13 protein-coding genes are annotated in these 15,449 nt (G+C 66.7%); 9 read left to right on the top strand and 4 right to left on the bottom strand.

The window, feature by feature from the left end; genetic code table 11:
• The first annotated feature begins 104 nt into the window (after positions 1-104).
• The 5 genes from BTE28158_RS10420 to BTE28158_RS10405 all read left to right on the top strand — a co-directional run bounded on the left by BTE28158_RS10420 (position 105) and on the right by BTE28158_RS10405 (position 5,860).
• Positions 105-1,592: a sigma-54 interaction domain-containing protein gene (locus BTE28158_RS10420; RefSeq protein WP_151049304.1), complete on the top strand. Its 1,488-nt coding sequence runs from the start codon at positions 105-107 to the stop codon at positions 1,590-1,592.
• Between the two features lie 66 nt (positions 1,593-1,658).
• Complete coding sequence (locus tag BTE28158_RS10415) at positions 1,659-2,186, top strand: BON domain-containing protein (RefSeq protein WP_059598924.1); 528 nt, start codon at positions 1,659-1,661, stop codon at positions 2,184-2,186.
• Positions 2,187-2,247: 61 nt separating this feature from the next.
• On the top strand, positions 2,248-2,532 hold the full coding sequence (locus tag BTE28158_RS32440; protein WP_226115234.1) for a hypothetical protein: 285 nt from the start codon (positions 2,248-2,250) through the stop codon (positions 2,530-2,532).
• 103 nt (positions 2,533-2,635) lie between these two features.
• On the top strand, positions 2,636-2,932 hold the full coding sequence (locus BTE28158_RS10410) for an H-NS histone family protein (protein WP_059467298.1): 297 nt from the start codon (positions 2,636-2,638) through the stop codon (positions 2,930-2,932).
• 570 nt (positions 2,933-3,502) lie between these two features.
• The gene (locus BTE28158_RS10405; RefSeq protein WP_151049302.1) at positions 3,503-5,860 is read left to right on the top strand and encodes a GNAT family N-acetyltransferase; all 2,358 of its coding nucleotides are present in this window, start codon (positions 3,503-3,505) and stop codon (positions 5,858-5,860) included.
• A 683-nt stretch (positions 5,861-6,543) separates the two neighbouring features.
• Here BTE28158_RS10405 and BTE28158_RS10400 read toward each other — a convergent pair.
• Positions 6,544-7,095, bottom strand: a complete 552-nt coding sequence (locus BTE28158_RS10400) for a hypothetical protein (protein ID WP_151049300.1) — start codon at positions 7,093-7,095, stop codon at positions 6,544-6,546.
• A gap of 251 nt (positions 7,096-7,346) precedes the next feature.
• A complete protein-coding gene (locus BTE28158_RS10395; protein ID WP_124901805.1) occupies positions 7,347-8,168 on the bottom strand; it encodes an IclR family transcriptional regulator in 822 nt (273 codons plus the stop codon).
• Between the two features lie 666 nt (positions 8,169-8,834).
• Between BTE28158_RS10395 and BTE28158_RS10390 the strand changes: the two genes are divergently transcribed.
• On the top strand, positions 8,835-9,683 hold the full coding sequence (locus tag BTE28158_RS10390) for an ureidoglycolate lyase (protein WP_151049298.1): 849 nt from the start codon (positions 8,835-8,837) through the stop codon (positions 9,681-9,683).
• Positions 9,684-9,882: 199 nt separating this feature from the next.
• Here the strand turns inward: BTE28158_RS10390 and BTE28158_RS10385 are convergent, their stop codons facing one another.
• Entirely contained in the window at positions 9,883-10,266 is a 384-nt protein-coding gene (locus BTE28158_RS10385; protein WP_059508454.1) for a VOC family protein, read from the bottom strand.
• A gap of 100 nt (positions 10,267-10,366) precedes the next feature.
• On the opposite strand from BTE28158_RS10385, the gene BTE28158_RS10380 reads away from it, so the two are divergent.
• Complete coding sequence (locus BTE28158_RS10380; protein ID WP_151049296.1) at positions 10,367-11,011, top strand: CGNR zinc finger domain-containing protein; 645 nt, start codon at positions 10,367-10,369, stop codon at positions 11,009-11,011.
• A gap of 52 nt (positions 11,012-11,063) precedes the next feature.
• Here BTE28158_RS10380 and prpR read toward each other — a convergent pair whose 3' ends face one another.
• The gene (gene prpR, locus BTE28158_RS10375; RefSeq protein WP_059598929.1) at positions 11,064-13,043 is read right to left on the bottom strand and encodes a propionate catabolism operon regulatory protein PrpR; all 1,980 of its coding nucleotides are present in this window, start codon (positions 13,041-13,043) and stop codon (positions 11,064-11,066) included.
• Positions 13,044-13,214: 171 nt separating this feature from the next.
• Between prpR and prpB the strand changes: the two genes are divergently transcribed.
• Positions 13,215-14,108, top strand: a complete 894-nt coding sequence (gene prpB / locus BTE28158_RS10370) for a methylisocitrate lyase (RefSeq protein ID WP_059598930.1) — start codon at positions 13,215-13,217, stop codon at positions 14,106-14,108.
• Positions 14,109-14,223: 115 nt separating this feature from the next.
• The gene (gene prpC / locus BTE28158_RS10365) at positions 14,224-15,396 is read left to right on the top strand and encodes a bifunctional 2-methylcitrate synthase/citrate synthase (RefSeq protein ID WP_031400290.1); all 1,173 of its coding nucleotides are present in this window, start codon (positions 14,224-14,226) and stop codon (positions 15,394-15,396) included.
• The last annotated feature ends 53 nt before the right edge of the window (positions 15,397-15,449 follow it).

Genomic DNA, 15,449 nt, shown 5'->3' with positions numbered 1-15,449 from the left:
GGGCAGGGCTTTCCCGGACAAGGGATTCCGGGATGTCTCCGAAATGAGATACTGCGTCTCGTTCCGGAGATATCCGGCCAAGCATACGCGGAGACAACGACACGATGATGAACGACTGGGTCCGCCTGCCCGTCAATTACGGCGATGTGCTGCGGCGCGCCGCCGAGTCGCTGTTTCGGACTTTCGAGGATTCGAGCGCGGGCACGGTGGTCGTCGATCGCGACGCGCGCGTCGTGTGGATGAACGAGCGTTATGCGGCGCGCTTCGGGTTCGCCGATCCGCAGCAGGCGGTCGGCCTCGACTGCGAGGCGGTGATTCCGAACAGCCTGATGCGTGAGGTCGTGTCGACCGGACAGCCGATCCTGCTCGACATCATGGAGACGGGCCGCGAGCCGCTCGTCGTCACACGCCTGCCGTTGAAGAACGAGGCGGGCGAGACGGTCGGCGCGATCGGCTTCGCACTGTTCGACCAGTTGAAGACGCTCACGCCGATCTTTTCCCGCTACGCGCAGCTTCAGCAGCAGCTGATCGCGACGCAGCGTTCGCTCGCGCAGGCACGCCGTGCGAAATACACGTTCGCGAGTTTCGTCGGCACGAGCGCCGCAAGCCTCGAAACCAAGCGGCAGGCGCGGCGCGCCGCACAGGTCGATTCGCCGGTGCTGTTGCTCGGCGAGACGGGCACCGGCAAGGAACTGCTCGCGCATGCGATTCACGCGGCGTCGGCGCGTGCGCTCCAGCCGCTCGTGACCGTCAACGTGGCCGCGATTCCCGACACGCTGCTCGAAACCGAATTCTTCGGCGCGGCGCCGGGCGCGTATACCGGTGCCGATCGCAAGGGACGCGTCGGCAAGTTCGAGCTGGCTGATCGCGGCACGCTGTTTCTCGACGAGATCGGCGACATGCCGCTGCCGCTGCAGGGCAAGCTGCTGCGCGTATTGCAGGACAAGGAGTTCGAACCGGTCGGCTCGAACCGGATCGTGCGTGCCGACGTGCGGATCATCGCCGCGACGTCGGCTGACCTGCCCGCGCTGGTCGAGGCCGGCCGTTTTCGCGCGGATCTCTATTACCGGCTCAATGTGCTGACGATTCATGCGCCGCCGTTGCGCGAACGCGCGTCCGACATCGCGGCGCTCGTCTACGCGACGCTCGAGGAGCTGGCCGCGCAGCACGGTCGCGCTGCGCACTGCGAACTGACCGACGATGCGCTGCGGATGCTGTGCGCGTACCCGTGGCCGGGCAACGTACGCGAGCTGCGCAACACGCTCGAGCGTGCGCTGATGCTGTCGGATCGCTCGGTGATCGATGCGGGTGCGCTCGCGCCGTTCCTCGGGCCGGTGCGCGTGGTGCCGGATAGCGTGCCGGCGGGCACGCGGGCTGCTCCGTCGCCGGTCGGCCGGGATGCGGGCGATGCAGCGGGGGCGCCTGGTGCGCCGGTCGTTTCGTATACCGATGCATTGGCCGCGTGGGAGCGTCAGTTCCTGATCGACGCCCTTGCGGCATGCGACGGGAAGGTGGTCGAAGCGGCCGCGCGCATCGGCATCGGCCGGGCGACGCTGTACAAGAAACTGACGGCGCTCGGGATCGCCCGGTAGCAAGCGACGGTGGATGCGCCCGGACATGAGGAACGGCACCGGTGAAGTGCCCGACAGGAGACGACGATGAAGCGAATCGCAATTGCCGGATGGCTGGCCGTACTGGTGGCGACGTCCTCGCTCGCACAGGCGGGTGACGCGGACACACCCGCGGTGCGACGCAACTGGTACAACGATCCGTTCGTCGCACTGTCGCGAGGCTTCGCCGAATGCCCGCTGCCGCTCGGCCCGTGGATGACGCGCGCCGAGATGGAAGACGACGCGCATTACCGCGTCGAGCGCGGGACCACCTGCTGGCTCGCCCACCGCTGCACGAAACCGAATTCGTATATGTATGACGCGCCGATCGCCGAGGCGGCGAAAGCGCATTTCGCGGGCACCGATCGTCTGCAGGGCACGAGCCTGTGGATCACCGTGCAGCGGCGCTTCATCTATGTCGAAGGGTGTGCCGATCCGGCATTCGATCGGCAGGCGCTGGAGCGCGAACTCGGCGCGCTTCCCGACGTCGAGCAGGTGTTCGTTCGCATCACCGACGATCCGCACCGGGCCGTGCCGTACAAGACGCGTGGACGGCCCGACCGGGCGCCTGACTGAACGACTGACGGCGGTGCATGGCATACTCGCGGCATTAAAAAATCGGTTGACGGAAAGAACAATGAAACACATGCTTGCGTCGGTCTGTCGGTGGCCTCGAATGCATTGGCGTCGGGCCGGATTGTTGGCCCTCGTTGCGGGGCTCGGCGGGTGCGGCGGCGGGGCGCCACTGTTCACTTCGGATGGGCGCCCGACCACGCAGGTGCAGTGCACCGGTAGCGACTGGAGCAATTGCACGGACAATGCCCGAGCCATCTGCAACGGTGAATTCGACGTCCTTCAGCAATCGACCGATGACGCAATGCGAAATCTTCTCTTCGCATGCAAGAAGAAAAGCGGTTATTGATCCCGACATGATCGGATAAAGAGACCGTAGTCGGGTGAGACGCTTTTCTATTAGCTTGGAGTCGGCTATTTTTCATGAATAACACTCACGGAGTCCCATCCATATGGCGACCTACAGGCAACTGACAGCGCAGCTCGAAAGACTTCAGCAAAAGATCGACAAGGAACGCGAAAAGGCGATTGCCGATGCGATTGCCGCCATTCGGGCAAAAATCGAGGAATTCGACATCACCGCGGAAGAACTCGGTTTTCGACCGATCGGCGCCGCTGCTGCCGCGAAACCGAAGCGTCCGTTGCCGCCGAAGTACCTGAACCCGAAGACGGGCGAAACGTGGAGTGGCCGCGGGCGGGCGCCGGCATGGCTCGGCAAGAACCGCGCGCGTTTCCTGATCAAGGACTGACTCCCGAAAATCCTCACCTTTCGTGCGCTGACTGACGGTGCGAACGGCCATGCGGCCGTCGCACCGTTTTGTTTTTGGGCAGTCGCAGCAGGACTCGAAACCGCGAGTTGAACACCAATGCCGCGCGATTAACGGATATCGTTTTGCGAATTCGCCGCGATTCGACCGGGTATTGCCGTGAATTCCCGTAAACAACCCCGTAATTTCGCGGCATGCGCGCATTGGCATTCTCGATCTTCGCGGTGCAGACGTACCGCCGATTGCGATCACCTCTCGCGTACTTGCGCTGCGTGCCCTGCAATTCCCGAACTTGCTCACCATGCCTCCTGTATCTCCTCACCTTTGAAACGGCGACCGGATGGGCGCATCGTGTCGCCTTCGCCCGTTGCGTCGTGCAAAGACGCGGTGACCGGCTCATGTTGCGGGCATTGATGCGCGTCGCACAGTCGGCCGTTTGGCATATAGGCAGCCGCATCGGGTTCGCCTATGCTTGGAGTTCGCGTCGACCGGCGCACGGCCATTCGGCTCGTGTGCGGGTCGGGTCGTTTTTCATTACCGTGTGGAGCCGATGTGACCGTCCGCCATCTCGATGCGTTGTTCCAGCCCAGGTCCGTTGCGGTCGTCGGTGCATCGTCGCGCGCGGGCAGTATTGGTGCGATGGTGTGGGCGCGCGTGCTCGATGGCGCGTTCGAGGGGCCCGTGTGGCCCGTCAATCCGAAGTATCGCGAGCTGAACGGGTACTCGGTCGTGGCCGATGTCGAACGGCTGCCCGCCCCGCCCTCGGTCGCCGTGATCTGCACGCCGCCTGCCACGTGGGCCGGCATCGTGCGCAAGCTCGGCGAGATCGGCACGCGTGTCGCGGTGATTGTCGGTGAGGCGCGCACCGACGCCGACCGCGCCGCGCTCGATCGCACGCTCAAGGCCGCGAAGCCGTTCGTGCTCCGTATCGTCGGGCCCGGCAGTCTCGGCGTGCTGTCGCCCGCGCGGCATGCGCATTTCGGCGCGCCGGCCTATACGGTGCGATCGGGTGGCGTCGCCTGGGTGTCGCAATCGAACGCGCTGACGAATGCGGTACTCGGCTGGGCCGATGCGCGAGGCCTCGGCTTTTCACATGTCGTCGCGTTGGGTAGCGAGGCCGACGTCGATGCAGGCGATGTGCTCGACTACCTCGCGAGCGATCCCGGCACGCGCGCGATCTTGCTCGAGCTCGACACCGTGTGTGCCGCGCGCAAGTTCATGTCGGCAGCGCGTGCGGCGGCGCGCAACAAACCGGTGCTCGCGCTGCGCACCGGGCGCGCCGATCCCGGCGATGCGCTTTACACGGCGGCGTTCCAGCGTGCGGGGATGGTGCGTGTCGATGCACTCGACGATCTGCTCGACGAGATCGAGACGCTCGGCGTCGGGCGCGTCACCGCGCGCGGCGCGGCCACACTCGTGACGAGCGACGCAGGCGTCGCGAAACTCGCGGTCGATGCGGTCGCGGAGGTGCGCGACGTGCTGGTCGACTGGCCGGCCGAGGCAACGTCGGCGGTCGCGGCCGCGCTGCCGCATCTCCGCGGGCCCGGCAATCCGCTGACGCTCGGCGACGATGCGCGCCCCGAGCATTTCGGCGCCGCCATCAAGGCGCTCGCGCCGTTTCCGCAAACGGGCACGCTGTTCGTCGTGCATTCGACGTCCCACAGCGCGCCGGCCGACGCGGTCGCGCGCACGCTGATCGAATCTCGGCAGTACGCGCACCGCGGCATCCTCGCGTGTTTCTTCGGTGCGGTCGACGCGGCGACGCGCGACGCACTGCACGCGAACGGCATTCCGGTGCACACCACACCGCAGCGGCTTGCGCGCGCATACGCACGGCTCGTCGACTACAACCTCGGGCGGCAGTTGCTGATGCAGACGCCCGAGGGCACGCCGCTGCAGCCGGCCGAGTGCGTTGCGTCCGCGCAGGCCGAGGCCAGACGGATGGTCGAGGCCGGCGAGCATGAACTGGCCGGCGAAGCAGCGTTGCGCTGGTTATCGCACTTCGGCGTGCACGGCGAGCCGGCCGATGCGCCGGTGGGCACCAGAGTCGTCGACGTCACAGTCGACATGTACGACGATTCGAACTTCGGCCCGGTGTTTCGTTATGCCGTGCCGCCGACCGACGGCGTATCGGCGCCTTTCGTCGTGTACGGGCTGCCACCGCTGAATACGGTGCTCGCCCGCGCGGTGATGGAGCGTTCACCCTATGCGCGCCGCACGCCCGTCGAACCCACGCTCGATGCGCTGACGGCGCTGTCGCAAGTTGTTTGCGACGTGCGCGAGGTCGTCGCGATGTCGGTCACGCTGCGCGTGCTGTCCGACCGGGCATACGTGGTCGCGCCGCGCATCACGCTGGCGGCCGGGCGCAGCCGGCTCGCGATCATGCCGTATCCGCGCCATCTCGAGCAGACGCTCGAATGGCGCGGCGAGACCGTGACGATCCGGCCGATCCGTCCGGAAGACGAAGAAGCGCACAACGAGCTGCTTGGCGCGATGACGCCGGACGATCTGCGGATGCGGTTCTTCGGTGCCGTGCGCAGCTTCGATCATTCGCAAGTCGCGCGCATGACTCAGATCGACTACGACCGTGAGATGGCCTTCATCGTGTCGTTCACCGACGTATCGGGCCGGTCGCACACACTCGCGGTGGCGCGCGCGGTTGCCGATCCCGACAACGAGACGGCCGAGTTCGCGATTGCTGTCCGGCCCGATCAGAAGGGCAAGGGGCTCGGGCGGCTGATGATGGCGCGTATCATCGACTACGCGCGGTCGCGCGGCACCGCTTGGATGGTCGGCGAGGCGCTGCGCGAGAACACCGCGATGATCTCGCTGGCGAAATCCTGCGGTTTCGAGGTGTCGACGACGGAGGAGCCCGGCGTGGTGGGGTTCAGGATGAAGCTGCAACCGTAATCGCGTCGGCGAGCGTGCCTGGACGTTCGGCAGTGTCGTGCGCAGCCGCTACGGAACGCGCGATGTCGGTGATGCGCAGCCGCGACCGAGCGAACTGGTTGTAGTTTGGCATGCAGATCGTTCGACTCTTTCGCCTCACTGTGCGGATCGGTACGACGCTCGCTTCGCGACCGGCGGGAAAGGGCGATCTCGTCGAGTTACCGCGTCCGCGGCGGGCGGTTGCGTATGCTGGTGACCTCCGCGTATCGCCGGTTCCGGCGCAATATTCGAGCGCACTGACGCCCGCCTTGCGCACCGCCAGCATTGAAAGCGGACCAAAGGTGAGATTTTTCAGGAGCCGAAAGTGAGCTTTTCCGGGGGCAATGGGGTGAGTCGATACGGAAGCACCCGATGAGCCTTCGCGGGAGCTGCCGGTGAGCCCTTGCGGGAGGCCCCGGTGAGCCTTTCCGGGAAGGGGGGGTGAGCGTCTGCGGGATGCGTCGGTGAGGACGTTCGGGAGGGGTTGGTGAGCGTCTCCGGAAACTTCAGGTGAGCTTTTACGGGATGCTCTGGTGAGCGCTTACGGGATGCTTTGGTGAGACTTTTCGGGAGCCCACGGACGCAGTGCTCCGTCTGGCGCGGCGCGGGTTTCGGCCAGCGTCCGCGCCGGTGCGGGCACGCATGAACCGTGCCCGCGATGGCATTTATGCAGCAAGTTTCGACGCTGCGTCGTTCACCTGGTCACGCGAAATCGCGAGTTCTTCGAGGTGCGCGTCGGCATAAACGCCGCCGGTTTCGCGCTCGAGGCGGGCGATCGTCAGGGCACAACGCGCGGTGTCCTTCGGCATCGCGATGAAGCGCTTGACCGATTCGCCAGACGTAAATGCATCGAACAGCGCGCCGCGCACGTCGTCCGGAAGCGTCTTGGTCCATTGGTACGGCTTGCCGTTGAACGTGATCGACGGCGGCAGCGTGCGCTCCTTCTTGGTGGCCGTGATCAGGCCGTAGGTGCGCGCGGCGTCGCCGATCTGCTCGGGCGAGAAGAGTTCGTCGGGCGTGATGTCGAACTGCTCGATGTAGTTCTCGATCGCCCGCATCGCTCCGGCACGGTCGTCGCGCTTCTTCTGCGCACGCGCGACGATGTCGCGCAGCTCGTCCGCTTCCTCGGGCGTGATCGTGAAGCTCGCCTGCTTCTGCTGAAGTTCGGAGAAACGCTGGAATTCTTGATCGTTCAGAAGTTTGGCCATGACATCCATCGGATACGACGGCCGCGACAGCCGGCCGTCGTCGTTTTTGAGAGGGCCGCTATTCTAGCGTAGCGCGGCGTCCGCGCATCCGGAAACGGTCTGCCGGATGCCGGTACGAGAGCCCGCGTGGCCGGCACGCATCGCACACCGCGTGCCGATGTCGAGCCCGCCCGCCTGCCCGATCCGCTGGCCGTGTGACCGAACGACCGCCGCGCCCGAACGGTCTGCCATCTTCAGCGCGGTCGACCGTTCCGCAACGTTCAGCAAGTCTCCGCGCGGTACATCGACAACTGGCCTGCCGTATCGCGGAGTCCCACGACGACCACCTCGACCGACGGCGCCATATGCGCGTCGATCCGGCGCATGTACGGGCAGGTCAGCACCGCGATCGCATGGCCGGCCGGGCCGAGGATCGGCGCGCTCAGGTCGGTCACGCCGTATGCCTGGCGGCTGTCCTGGCGCACGTAACCGGACTGGCGGATGGACTGGCACGCTTGCGCGAGTTCCTGCTCGTTCATCGGGGTTTCGCCCTTGACCTTGCGATGCTCGGCCAGCATGTGCGCACGCTGCTCGGCACCCTGGAACGACAGCATCACGCGCCCCGACGCCGTATCGGCGAGCCCGACGCGCGAGCCGAGCCGCACCGACACACCCCATGGGCCGGGGCCGTCCACCTGCGCAATCACGAGCAGGTTGCCGCGATCGTAGACGGTCAGGTGGCACGACTGTTCCGCCGCGTCGGCAAAGCGCTGCATCAGCGGCAAGGCCTCGGCGATCAGCCGGTTCATTGGCGGATGCCGATGCGCGAGCGCGAACAGTTTCAGGCTGAGCGTGTAACGGTCGCCGCCACTCGAGCGCATCACGTAGCGGCGTGCGACGAGACGCTCGAGCATCCGGTAGATCTCGCTCGCGTTGCGGCCGAGTTCCTTCGTGATTTCGGTGCGGGTGAGTCCTTCCTTCTGTTCCGACAGGAGTTCGAGAATGTCGAGACCCTTGTCGAGCGCGGGCGCGCGATAGCGGTCGGCTGTGCCCATCGACTCCCGTGCGTCGCTGCCGGGGAGCGGGTTATTGGTCGTTTGCATCATGGGGTAGGAAGTCCGGGGATTGCCAATCGGGTGGCGACGCACGCCGGCCGGCTTTGCACGCGAATTCGTGAAGCCGCATGCGGATGTGACTGCCATCCGCGCGAGCTTAACAACAAACGTTCAGTGTGCAATGCAGCGTCTTTTTACCGATCGTTACCCAGCAAGAACGGATTACATATCGTTCCCGATGACAGGTTCATAAGAAATATTCGCAATTCATCTTTTGGTGTCGACGGACGGCGGCATTTGGCGTAAAGCCGAACGGTTTGGCAGGCCCGATGCTGCGGTGCAACCTCCATGGGCGCACCAATAGTCGGTATCCGTCGCGCGCCATTTCACGGCGGGCCGCCGATGGTACAAAGAGCGGCGGGCCAGCGACGGCGCGGCCGCGCGTGAAGCCGGCCGGCACAGCACAGGCCGGCACGTGTCGCGAATGCCGGGCCGTCGTCGCCGATGCGCAGACCGGCGGCCGCCCGTTCGATGCGCGTCGCACTCCGGTGCGGCGCCGCGATCGCTGCGCCTGCGCGAGCCTCGCGTGTCGATTGGCCTGCCGGATGCGGCGCCGACGCGCGTCATCGACGATCGACATTCAGTCCGGCGAGTGGCCGTCAACGGCTGCGTCGGCCGGTATCCTGTCACATTCGACAACAGAGGTTGAGCACGATGAAACTGCTTCGCTATGGCCCGCCGGGCCAGGAAAAGCCCGGTATTCTCGACGCGGACGGCCGGATTCGCGACCTGTCCGCGCACGTGCCGGATCTTGCTGGCGACGCGCTGTCCGACGCCGCGCTCGCGCGCCTGCGCGCGATCGATCCGGCCACGCTGCCGCTCGTCCCTGGCGAGCCGCGCATTGGCGCGTGCGTCGGGCGCGTCGGCAAGTTCATCGGCATTGGTCTGAATTATGCCGATCACGCGGCCGAAGCCGGCATGCCGGTACCGAAGGAGCCGGTAGTATTCGGCAAATGGACGAGTTCGATCTGCGGCCCGAACGACGGCATCGACATCCCGAAGGGCTCGGTGAAGACGGACTGGGAAGTCGAGCTGGGCGTCGTGATCGGCGCGACGTGCAAGGACGTCGACGAGGCGCGCGCGCTGGATTACGTCGCCGGCTATTGCGTCGTCAACGACGTCTCTGAGCGCGAGTGGCAGATCGAACGCGGCGGCCAGTGGGACAAGGGCAAGGGCTTCGATACGTTCGGCCCGATCGGCCCGTGGCTCGTGACGCGCGACGAGGTGCCCGATCCGCAGCGCCTCGACCTGTGGCTCGAGATCGACGGCGACCGCTACCAGAACGGCAACACGCGCACGATGGTGTTCACCGTCGCGCAACTGATCGCCTACCTGTCGACCTGCATGACGCTGCAACCGGGCGACGTGATCACGACCGGTACGCCGCCGGGCGTCGGGATGGGCATCAAGCCATCGCCGGTGTTCCTGAAGGCCGGCCAGACCGTGCGCCTCGGGGTCGAGGGGCTGGGCGAGCAACGGCAGGGCACGCGCAACGCGCAGTAGGCCAGTGTGCGGCGCGGGCCGGATCGTGGGCGCAATCGACCGCAACCCGGCCGCGCCGTCCGGCCGCCCGCTCGGCCACTGGCGTGATTGCGCGCGGTGGCCGTCGCGAACCGGCCATCGATGCAGCAAAGACAAGGGCCCGATTCCGCGCGATGCGGAATCGGGCCCTTGTCGTTCACCCGTGTCGGTGCGAACCGGATCAGACGACGTTGTCCAGCTCGCAATGGGCTTCGAGCCGATACCCGTCGGGATCGACGACGAATGCCGCGTAATAGCCGGGGCCGTAGTGCTCGCGCTTGCCCGGCCCGCCATTGTCCTGTCCGCCGTGCTGCAGCGCGGCGCGATAGAACGCGTCGACTTCCACGGGCGACGAGGCGCGAAACGACACGTGCAACCCTGAGTCGGGATCGGCGACGACCGGACGCGCCGCGTGCTGCAACCACAGCACCGGTTCGCTGGTGCCGTAGCCGAGGGATCCGTCGTCGCTGTACAGCCGCTTGTAGCCGAGCGCGCCGAGCGTGTTGTCGTAGAACGCGCGGCTGCGGTCGATGTGGGCAACGCCGAACGAAAGGTGATCGATCATCTGTGGCTCCTTGAACTGAAGAGGGGACGTCAGTGCAGCAAACCTTCTTTAACCACCATGCTGGTTATGTTAGAAAGCGTCCGGCCACTTGTCAACCGGTATGGTGGTTAGATACGATCGCGTCATGAGCAAAACGCAACCTTCCGTCGCGGACTGCCTGGTTCCGGCGCCGTCCGAAACGCTGAGCATCGATTTCGCGAACACGCTGTACTGGCGCGGCGCGGACGCACCGACCGAAACCTTCGGCACGCTGGATGACCTGTTCACATGGTGCTGCGAGCAGGCGGGGATGCCGGCCGGCCTGGCCGACGTATGTCGTGCACAAGTGAAGGAGAAGGAGAGCGAGCCGGCGATGCTGGCGCGCGCGCTCGCGTTACGCGAGGCGCTGTATCGGCTCTTTCACGCGCAGGCCGAGCGGCGCGAGCCGCAAGCCGACGATCTCGCGCTGCTGGGCGGTTTTCTGGCGGAAGCGGCGCCGCGCGTCGCGCTCGCGCGGATCGACGGCGGCTACGCGTGGCGGATCGGGGCAGCGGACGCGACGCTCGCGAGGTTGCTGAGCCCGGTGCTGTGGTCGGCGACGGACCTGCTGGGCGGCGCGCGGCTCGCGAAGGTCAAGCGCTGCGCGAACGACGCATGCCAGTGGCTGTTCATCGACGACAGCAAGAACGGCAGCCGTCGCTGGTGCTCGATGTCTTCGTGCGGGAATCGCGCGAAGGCTTACCGCCACTATCACAAGGCCGATTGACGGCGGCGCGCGTCCGGCGCGTCATTACCTGCCGCTCCTGCCTCGCCCGAACCTATTTCGCCGACAGCTTCCGCCACAGCGTCGTCTTGCTGATGCCGAGCATCGCGCACGCGCGATCGCGATCGCCGCCGCACGCGTCGAGCACCGCGCGGATCTCGTCGGCTTCGGCGCGGCGGCGGCGCGCGTGGAGTGTCTGCGCGTCGTCGGTGTCGGTCGAGTCCGGCGGCGCGGCGAACAACTCGGGCGCGATCGCCTGCAGCGCATCGGGGGTGAGCGCCGCGCATGAGGCGCCCGGATGCGCGTCGACTTCCTCGGCCAGTTCCACCGCGATCCGCTCGACCACGTTCTGCAGTTCCCGCACGTTGCCGGGCCATCGGTAGCGAGCGAGCGTCGCCTGCGTCGCGTCGAGCACGCGCACCGCATCGCCGACCTCGCGCACGCGTTCGGCCAGCCGCGGTTCGCGCCGCGCGGCCTGCACGAGCAGCGTGGCCGCGAGCGCCGGAATGTCGGTGGCGCGCTCGCGCAGCGGCGGCAGGCCAATGTTCAGGATGTTGAGACGGTAATACAGGTCCGCGCGGAACGTGCCGTCCTCGACGGCCGCGAGCAGCGGGCGGTGCGTCGCGGCGATCACGCGCACGTCGATGCGGATCGGCTCGGTCGAGCCGAGGCGGATCACCTCGCGCTCCTGCAGCACGCGCAGCAGCCGGCTCTGCAGCGACGGCGGCATTTCGCCGATCTCGTCGAGAAACAGCGTGCCGCGGTGCGCGGCTTCGAACAGGCCGGTCTTGCCGCCGCGCCGCGCGCCGGTGAACGCGCCTTCCTCGTAACCGAACAGCTCGCTCTCGAGCAGCGCCTCCGGAAACGCGCCGCAGTTGATCGCGACGAACGGATAGCTGTGCCGCACGGACAGCGCGTGCAGGCTCTGCGCGATCATCTCCTTGCCGGTGCCGCTTTCGCCGAGCACGAGGACGGTCGCGTCGGATTTCGCGTAGCGCCGCACGAGATCGCGCACGCGCGCCATCGGCGCGGACGCGCCGATCACGTCGTCGAGCGTGTAGCGCGCCGCGAACTGCTGCGTGTTCGGCTGCGAACGCAGCGCGCGGTCGAGCCGTTCGACCGCGCGCGATTCCTGGAACGTCAGCACGCTGCCCGACGTCACGCCGCGATCGACGAGCGGCCCGCGATGCACGACGTAGCGCACGCCGCGCACGGTCGCAAGCGCGTCGCCGTCCTCGCCGCGCAGCGTGCGCAACTCCGGGCGCAGGTCGACCAGCGCGCGGCCGACGGCCGCCGCGGGTTCGACCCCGAGCGCCGACGCGAGCCGTTCGTTGATGGCTTCGACGCGACCGCGCGCATCGAGCGCGACCACGCCGTCGCGCAGATGCTGCAACAGGTTGTCGAGCCGCTGGCGGCGAAACGCCTCGGCGTGCGTCGCGTACGCGACTTCGAGCGCCGTCTCGACCGCCTGGCGCACCGACGCGTGCGAATACAGGAACACGGCGCCCATGCCGGCGCTCGCCGCGAGATCGGTGACGAGGCCGGGGCCGACGATCGTCTCGATGCCGCGGTCGTGCAGGTCGTGCACGCAGGCTTCCGCTTCCTGCGCGGACTGATATGACGCAAACTGCACGTCGAGGCCGTAAGCGGCGACGAAGCGACGCACTTCGGGCGGCGTTTCGCCGGCGCTGACGAGCGCGATCCGCGTGGCATCGCGCCGTGCGCGCGCGAGCGCCTGCATCACGTCGAAGCCGGTCGGCGACACGACCACGACCGGCACCTGCGCACGCGTTTTCAGGAAGCCGCCGTTCGAGCCGGCCGCGACGATCACGTCGGGCCGCGCGGTGCCGGCCTCCGCGATCGCGCTCAACGCATCTTCGTACGCGCGCGTGACGATGCGCACGTCGGCACGCTCGTCGAATTCGCCGGCGATCTCGCGAAACAGGTCGCGCAGGCGGCTGATGCCCATCGCCCAGATGCGCGGGCGAACGGTGCGGTCGGCCGGGCCGACGGGCTTGGTCGAGGAGAGGTCCATGGCGATCGATTATGCGCGCGGGATTTCATTTCTGAAACATGAAATTGCCAAATTGAAATCACCGGACGATTCATCGCATGTGCCGGTTGCTTAAGAATCAGTGGGTTAGCGGTGTTTCGCGAGCTGGCCCGGTCCTTGCTGTTTGATGGGCATTCCTTCAGGAGGCCGTTCATGAGCAACACGCATCTTCAGAGCGCCGGCGCGAAATTCCGCGCGGCAGTCGCGGCCGAGCAGCCGCTGCAGGTGGTCGGCGCGATTACCGCGTATGCAGCCAAGATGGCGCAGGCCGTCGGCTTCAAGGCCGTCTACCTGTCGGGTGGCGGCGTCGCCGCGAATTCGCTCGGCATCCCCGATCTCGGCATCAGCACGATGGAAGACGTGCTGATCGACGCGAACCGGATCACCAACGCGACCGACCTGCCGCTGCTGGTCGACATCGACACGGGCTGGGGCGGCGCGTTCAACATCGCGCGCACGGTCCGTTCGTTCATCAAGGCCGGCGTCGCGGCCGTCCACCTCGAGGACCAGGTCGGCCAGAAGCGCTGCGGCCACCGTCCGGGCAAGGAAGTCGTGCCGACCGACGAAATGGTCGATCGCGTGAAGGCCGCGGTCGATGCGCGCACCGACGACCAGTTCGTGATCATGGCCCGCACCGACGCGGCCGCCGCCGAAGGGATCGACGCCGCGATCGAGCGCGCGATCGCATACGTGGAAGCCGGCGCCGACATGATCTTCCCGGAAGCGATGAAGACGCTCGACGACTACCGCCGCTTCAAGGCCGCCGTGAAGGTGCCGATCCTCGCGAACCTGACCGAATTCGGCTCGACGCCGCTGTTCACGCTCGACGAGTTGCGCGAGGCGAACGTCGACATCGCGCTGTACTGCTGCGGCGCCTATCGCGCGATGAACAAGGCCGCGCTGAATTTCTACGAGACGTTGCGTCGCGACGGCACGCAGAAGGCTGCGGTGCCGACCATGCAGACCCGCGCCGAGCTGTACGACTTCCTCGGCTATCACGAATACGAGCGCAAGCTCGACGAACTGTTCGCGCAGGGCAAGAAGTAACGCGGCCCGCGCGCCGGGACACGGTTCCCGGAATGCTTTGCATGAAGCCGGAACGCGCGCACCCGCGCCGCGCCCGGCCGACATGACACCCCGATACCCATTGGAGAATCGAAACATGAGCGAGACGAAAGACGCAGCAGCACCGGCCGCCGCAGGCGCATTCAAGCCGAAGAAGTCGGTGGCGCTGTCGGGCGTGACGGCCGGCAACACGGCGCTGTGCACGGTCGGCAAGACCGGCAACGACCTCCACTACCGCGGCTACGACATTCTCGACGTCGCCGAATCGTGCGAGTTCGAGGAAATCGCGCACCTGCTCGTGCACGGCACGCTGCCGAACCTGACCGAACTGGCCGCGTACAAGACCAAGCTGCGCGCGCTGCGCGGCCTGCCGAACGCGCTGAAGGCCGCGCTCGAGCAGATCCCGGCGTCGGCCCACCCGATGGACGTGATGCGCACCGGCGTGTCGGTGCTCGGCACCGTGCTGCCCGAGAAGGACGATCACAACCTGCCGGGCGCGCGCGACATCGCCGACCGCCTGATGGCGTCGCTCGGCTCGATGCTGCTGTACTGGTATCACTTCTCGCACAACGGCAAGCGCATCGAGACGGAAACCGACGACGACTCGATCGGCGGCCACTTCCTGCACCTGCTGCACGGCAAGACGCCGTCGAAGTCGTGGGTCGAAGCGATGCACACGTCGCTGATCCTGTACGCGGAGCACGAGTTCAACGCATCGACGTTCACCGGCCGCGTGATCGCGGGCACGGGCTCGGACATCTATTCGGCGATCACCGGCGCGATCGGTGCGCTGCGCGGGCCGAAGCATGGCGGCGCGAACGAAGTCGCGTATGAAATCCAGAGCCGCTACAGCTCGCCGGACGACGCCGAAGCCGATATCCGCCGCCGCGTCGAGAACAAGGAAGTCGTGATCGGCTTCGGCCATCCGGTCTACACGATCTCCGATCCGCGCAACAAGGTGATCAAGGGCGTCGCGCACAAGCTGTCGAAGGAAGCGGGCGACCTGAAGCTGTACAACATCGCCGAGCGCCTCGAGTCGGTGATGTGGGAAGCGAAGAAGATGTTCCCGAACCTCGACTGGTTCAGCGCCGTGTCGTATCACATGATGGGCGTGCCGACCGCGATGTTCACGCCGCTGTTCGTGATCTCGCGCACGTCCGGCTGGAGCGCGCACATCATCGAGCAGCGCATCGACAACAAGATCATCCGCCCGAGCGCGAACTACACGGGTCCGGAAGACCTGCAGTTCGTGCCGATCGAGAAGCGCTGAAACGCCTGCCGCTCGCGCCGGCGCCCGTGATGCGGGTTGCCGGCGCGCGCGGA

Origin of the sequence: Burkholderia diffusa, from assembly GCF_902499115.1 — a bacterium.
Taxonomy (GTDB): Bacteria; Pseudomonadota; Gammaproteobacteria; order Burkholderiales; family Burkholderiaceae; genus Burkholderia; species Burkholderia diffusa.
The sequence above is the reverse complement of the archived record's forward strand: the minus strand, read 5'-3'. Positions and strand labels throughout refer to the sequence as shown.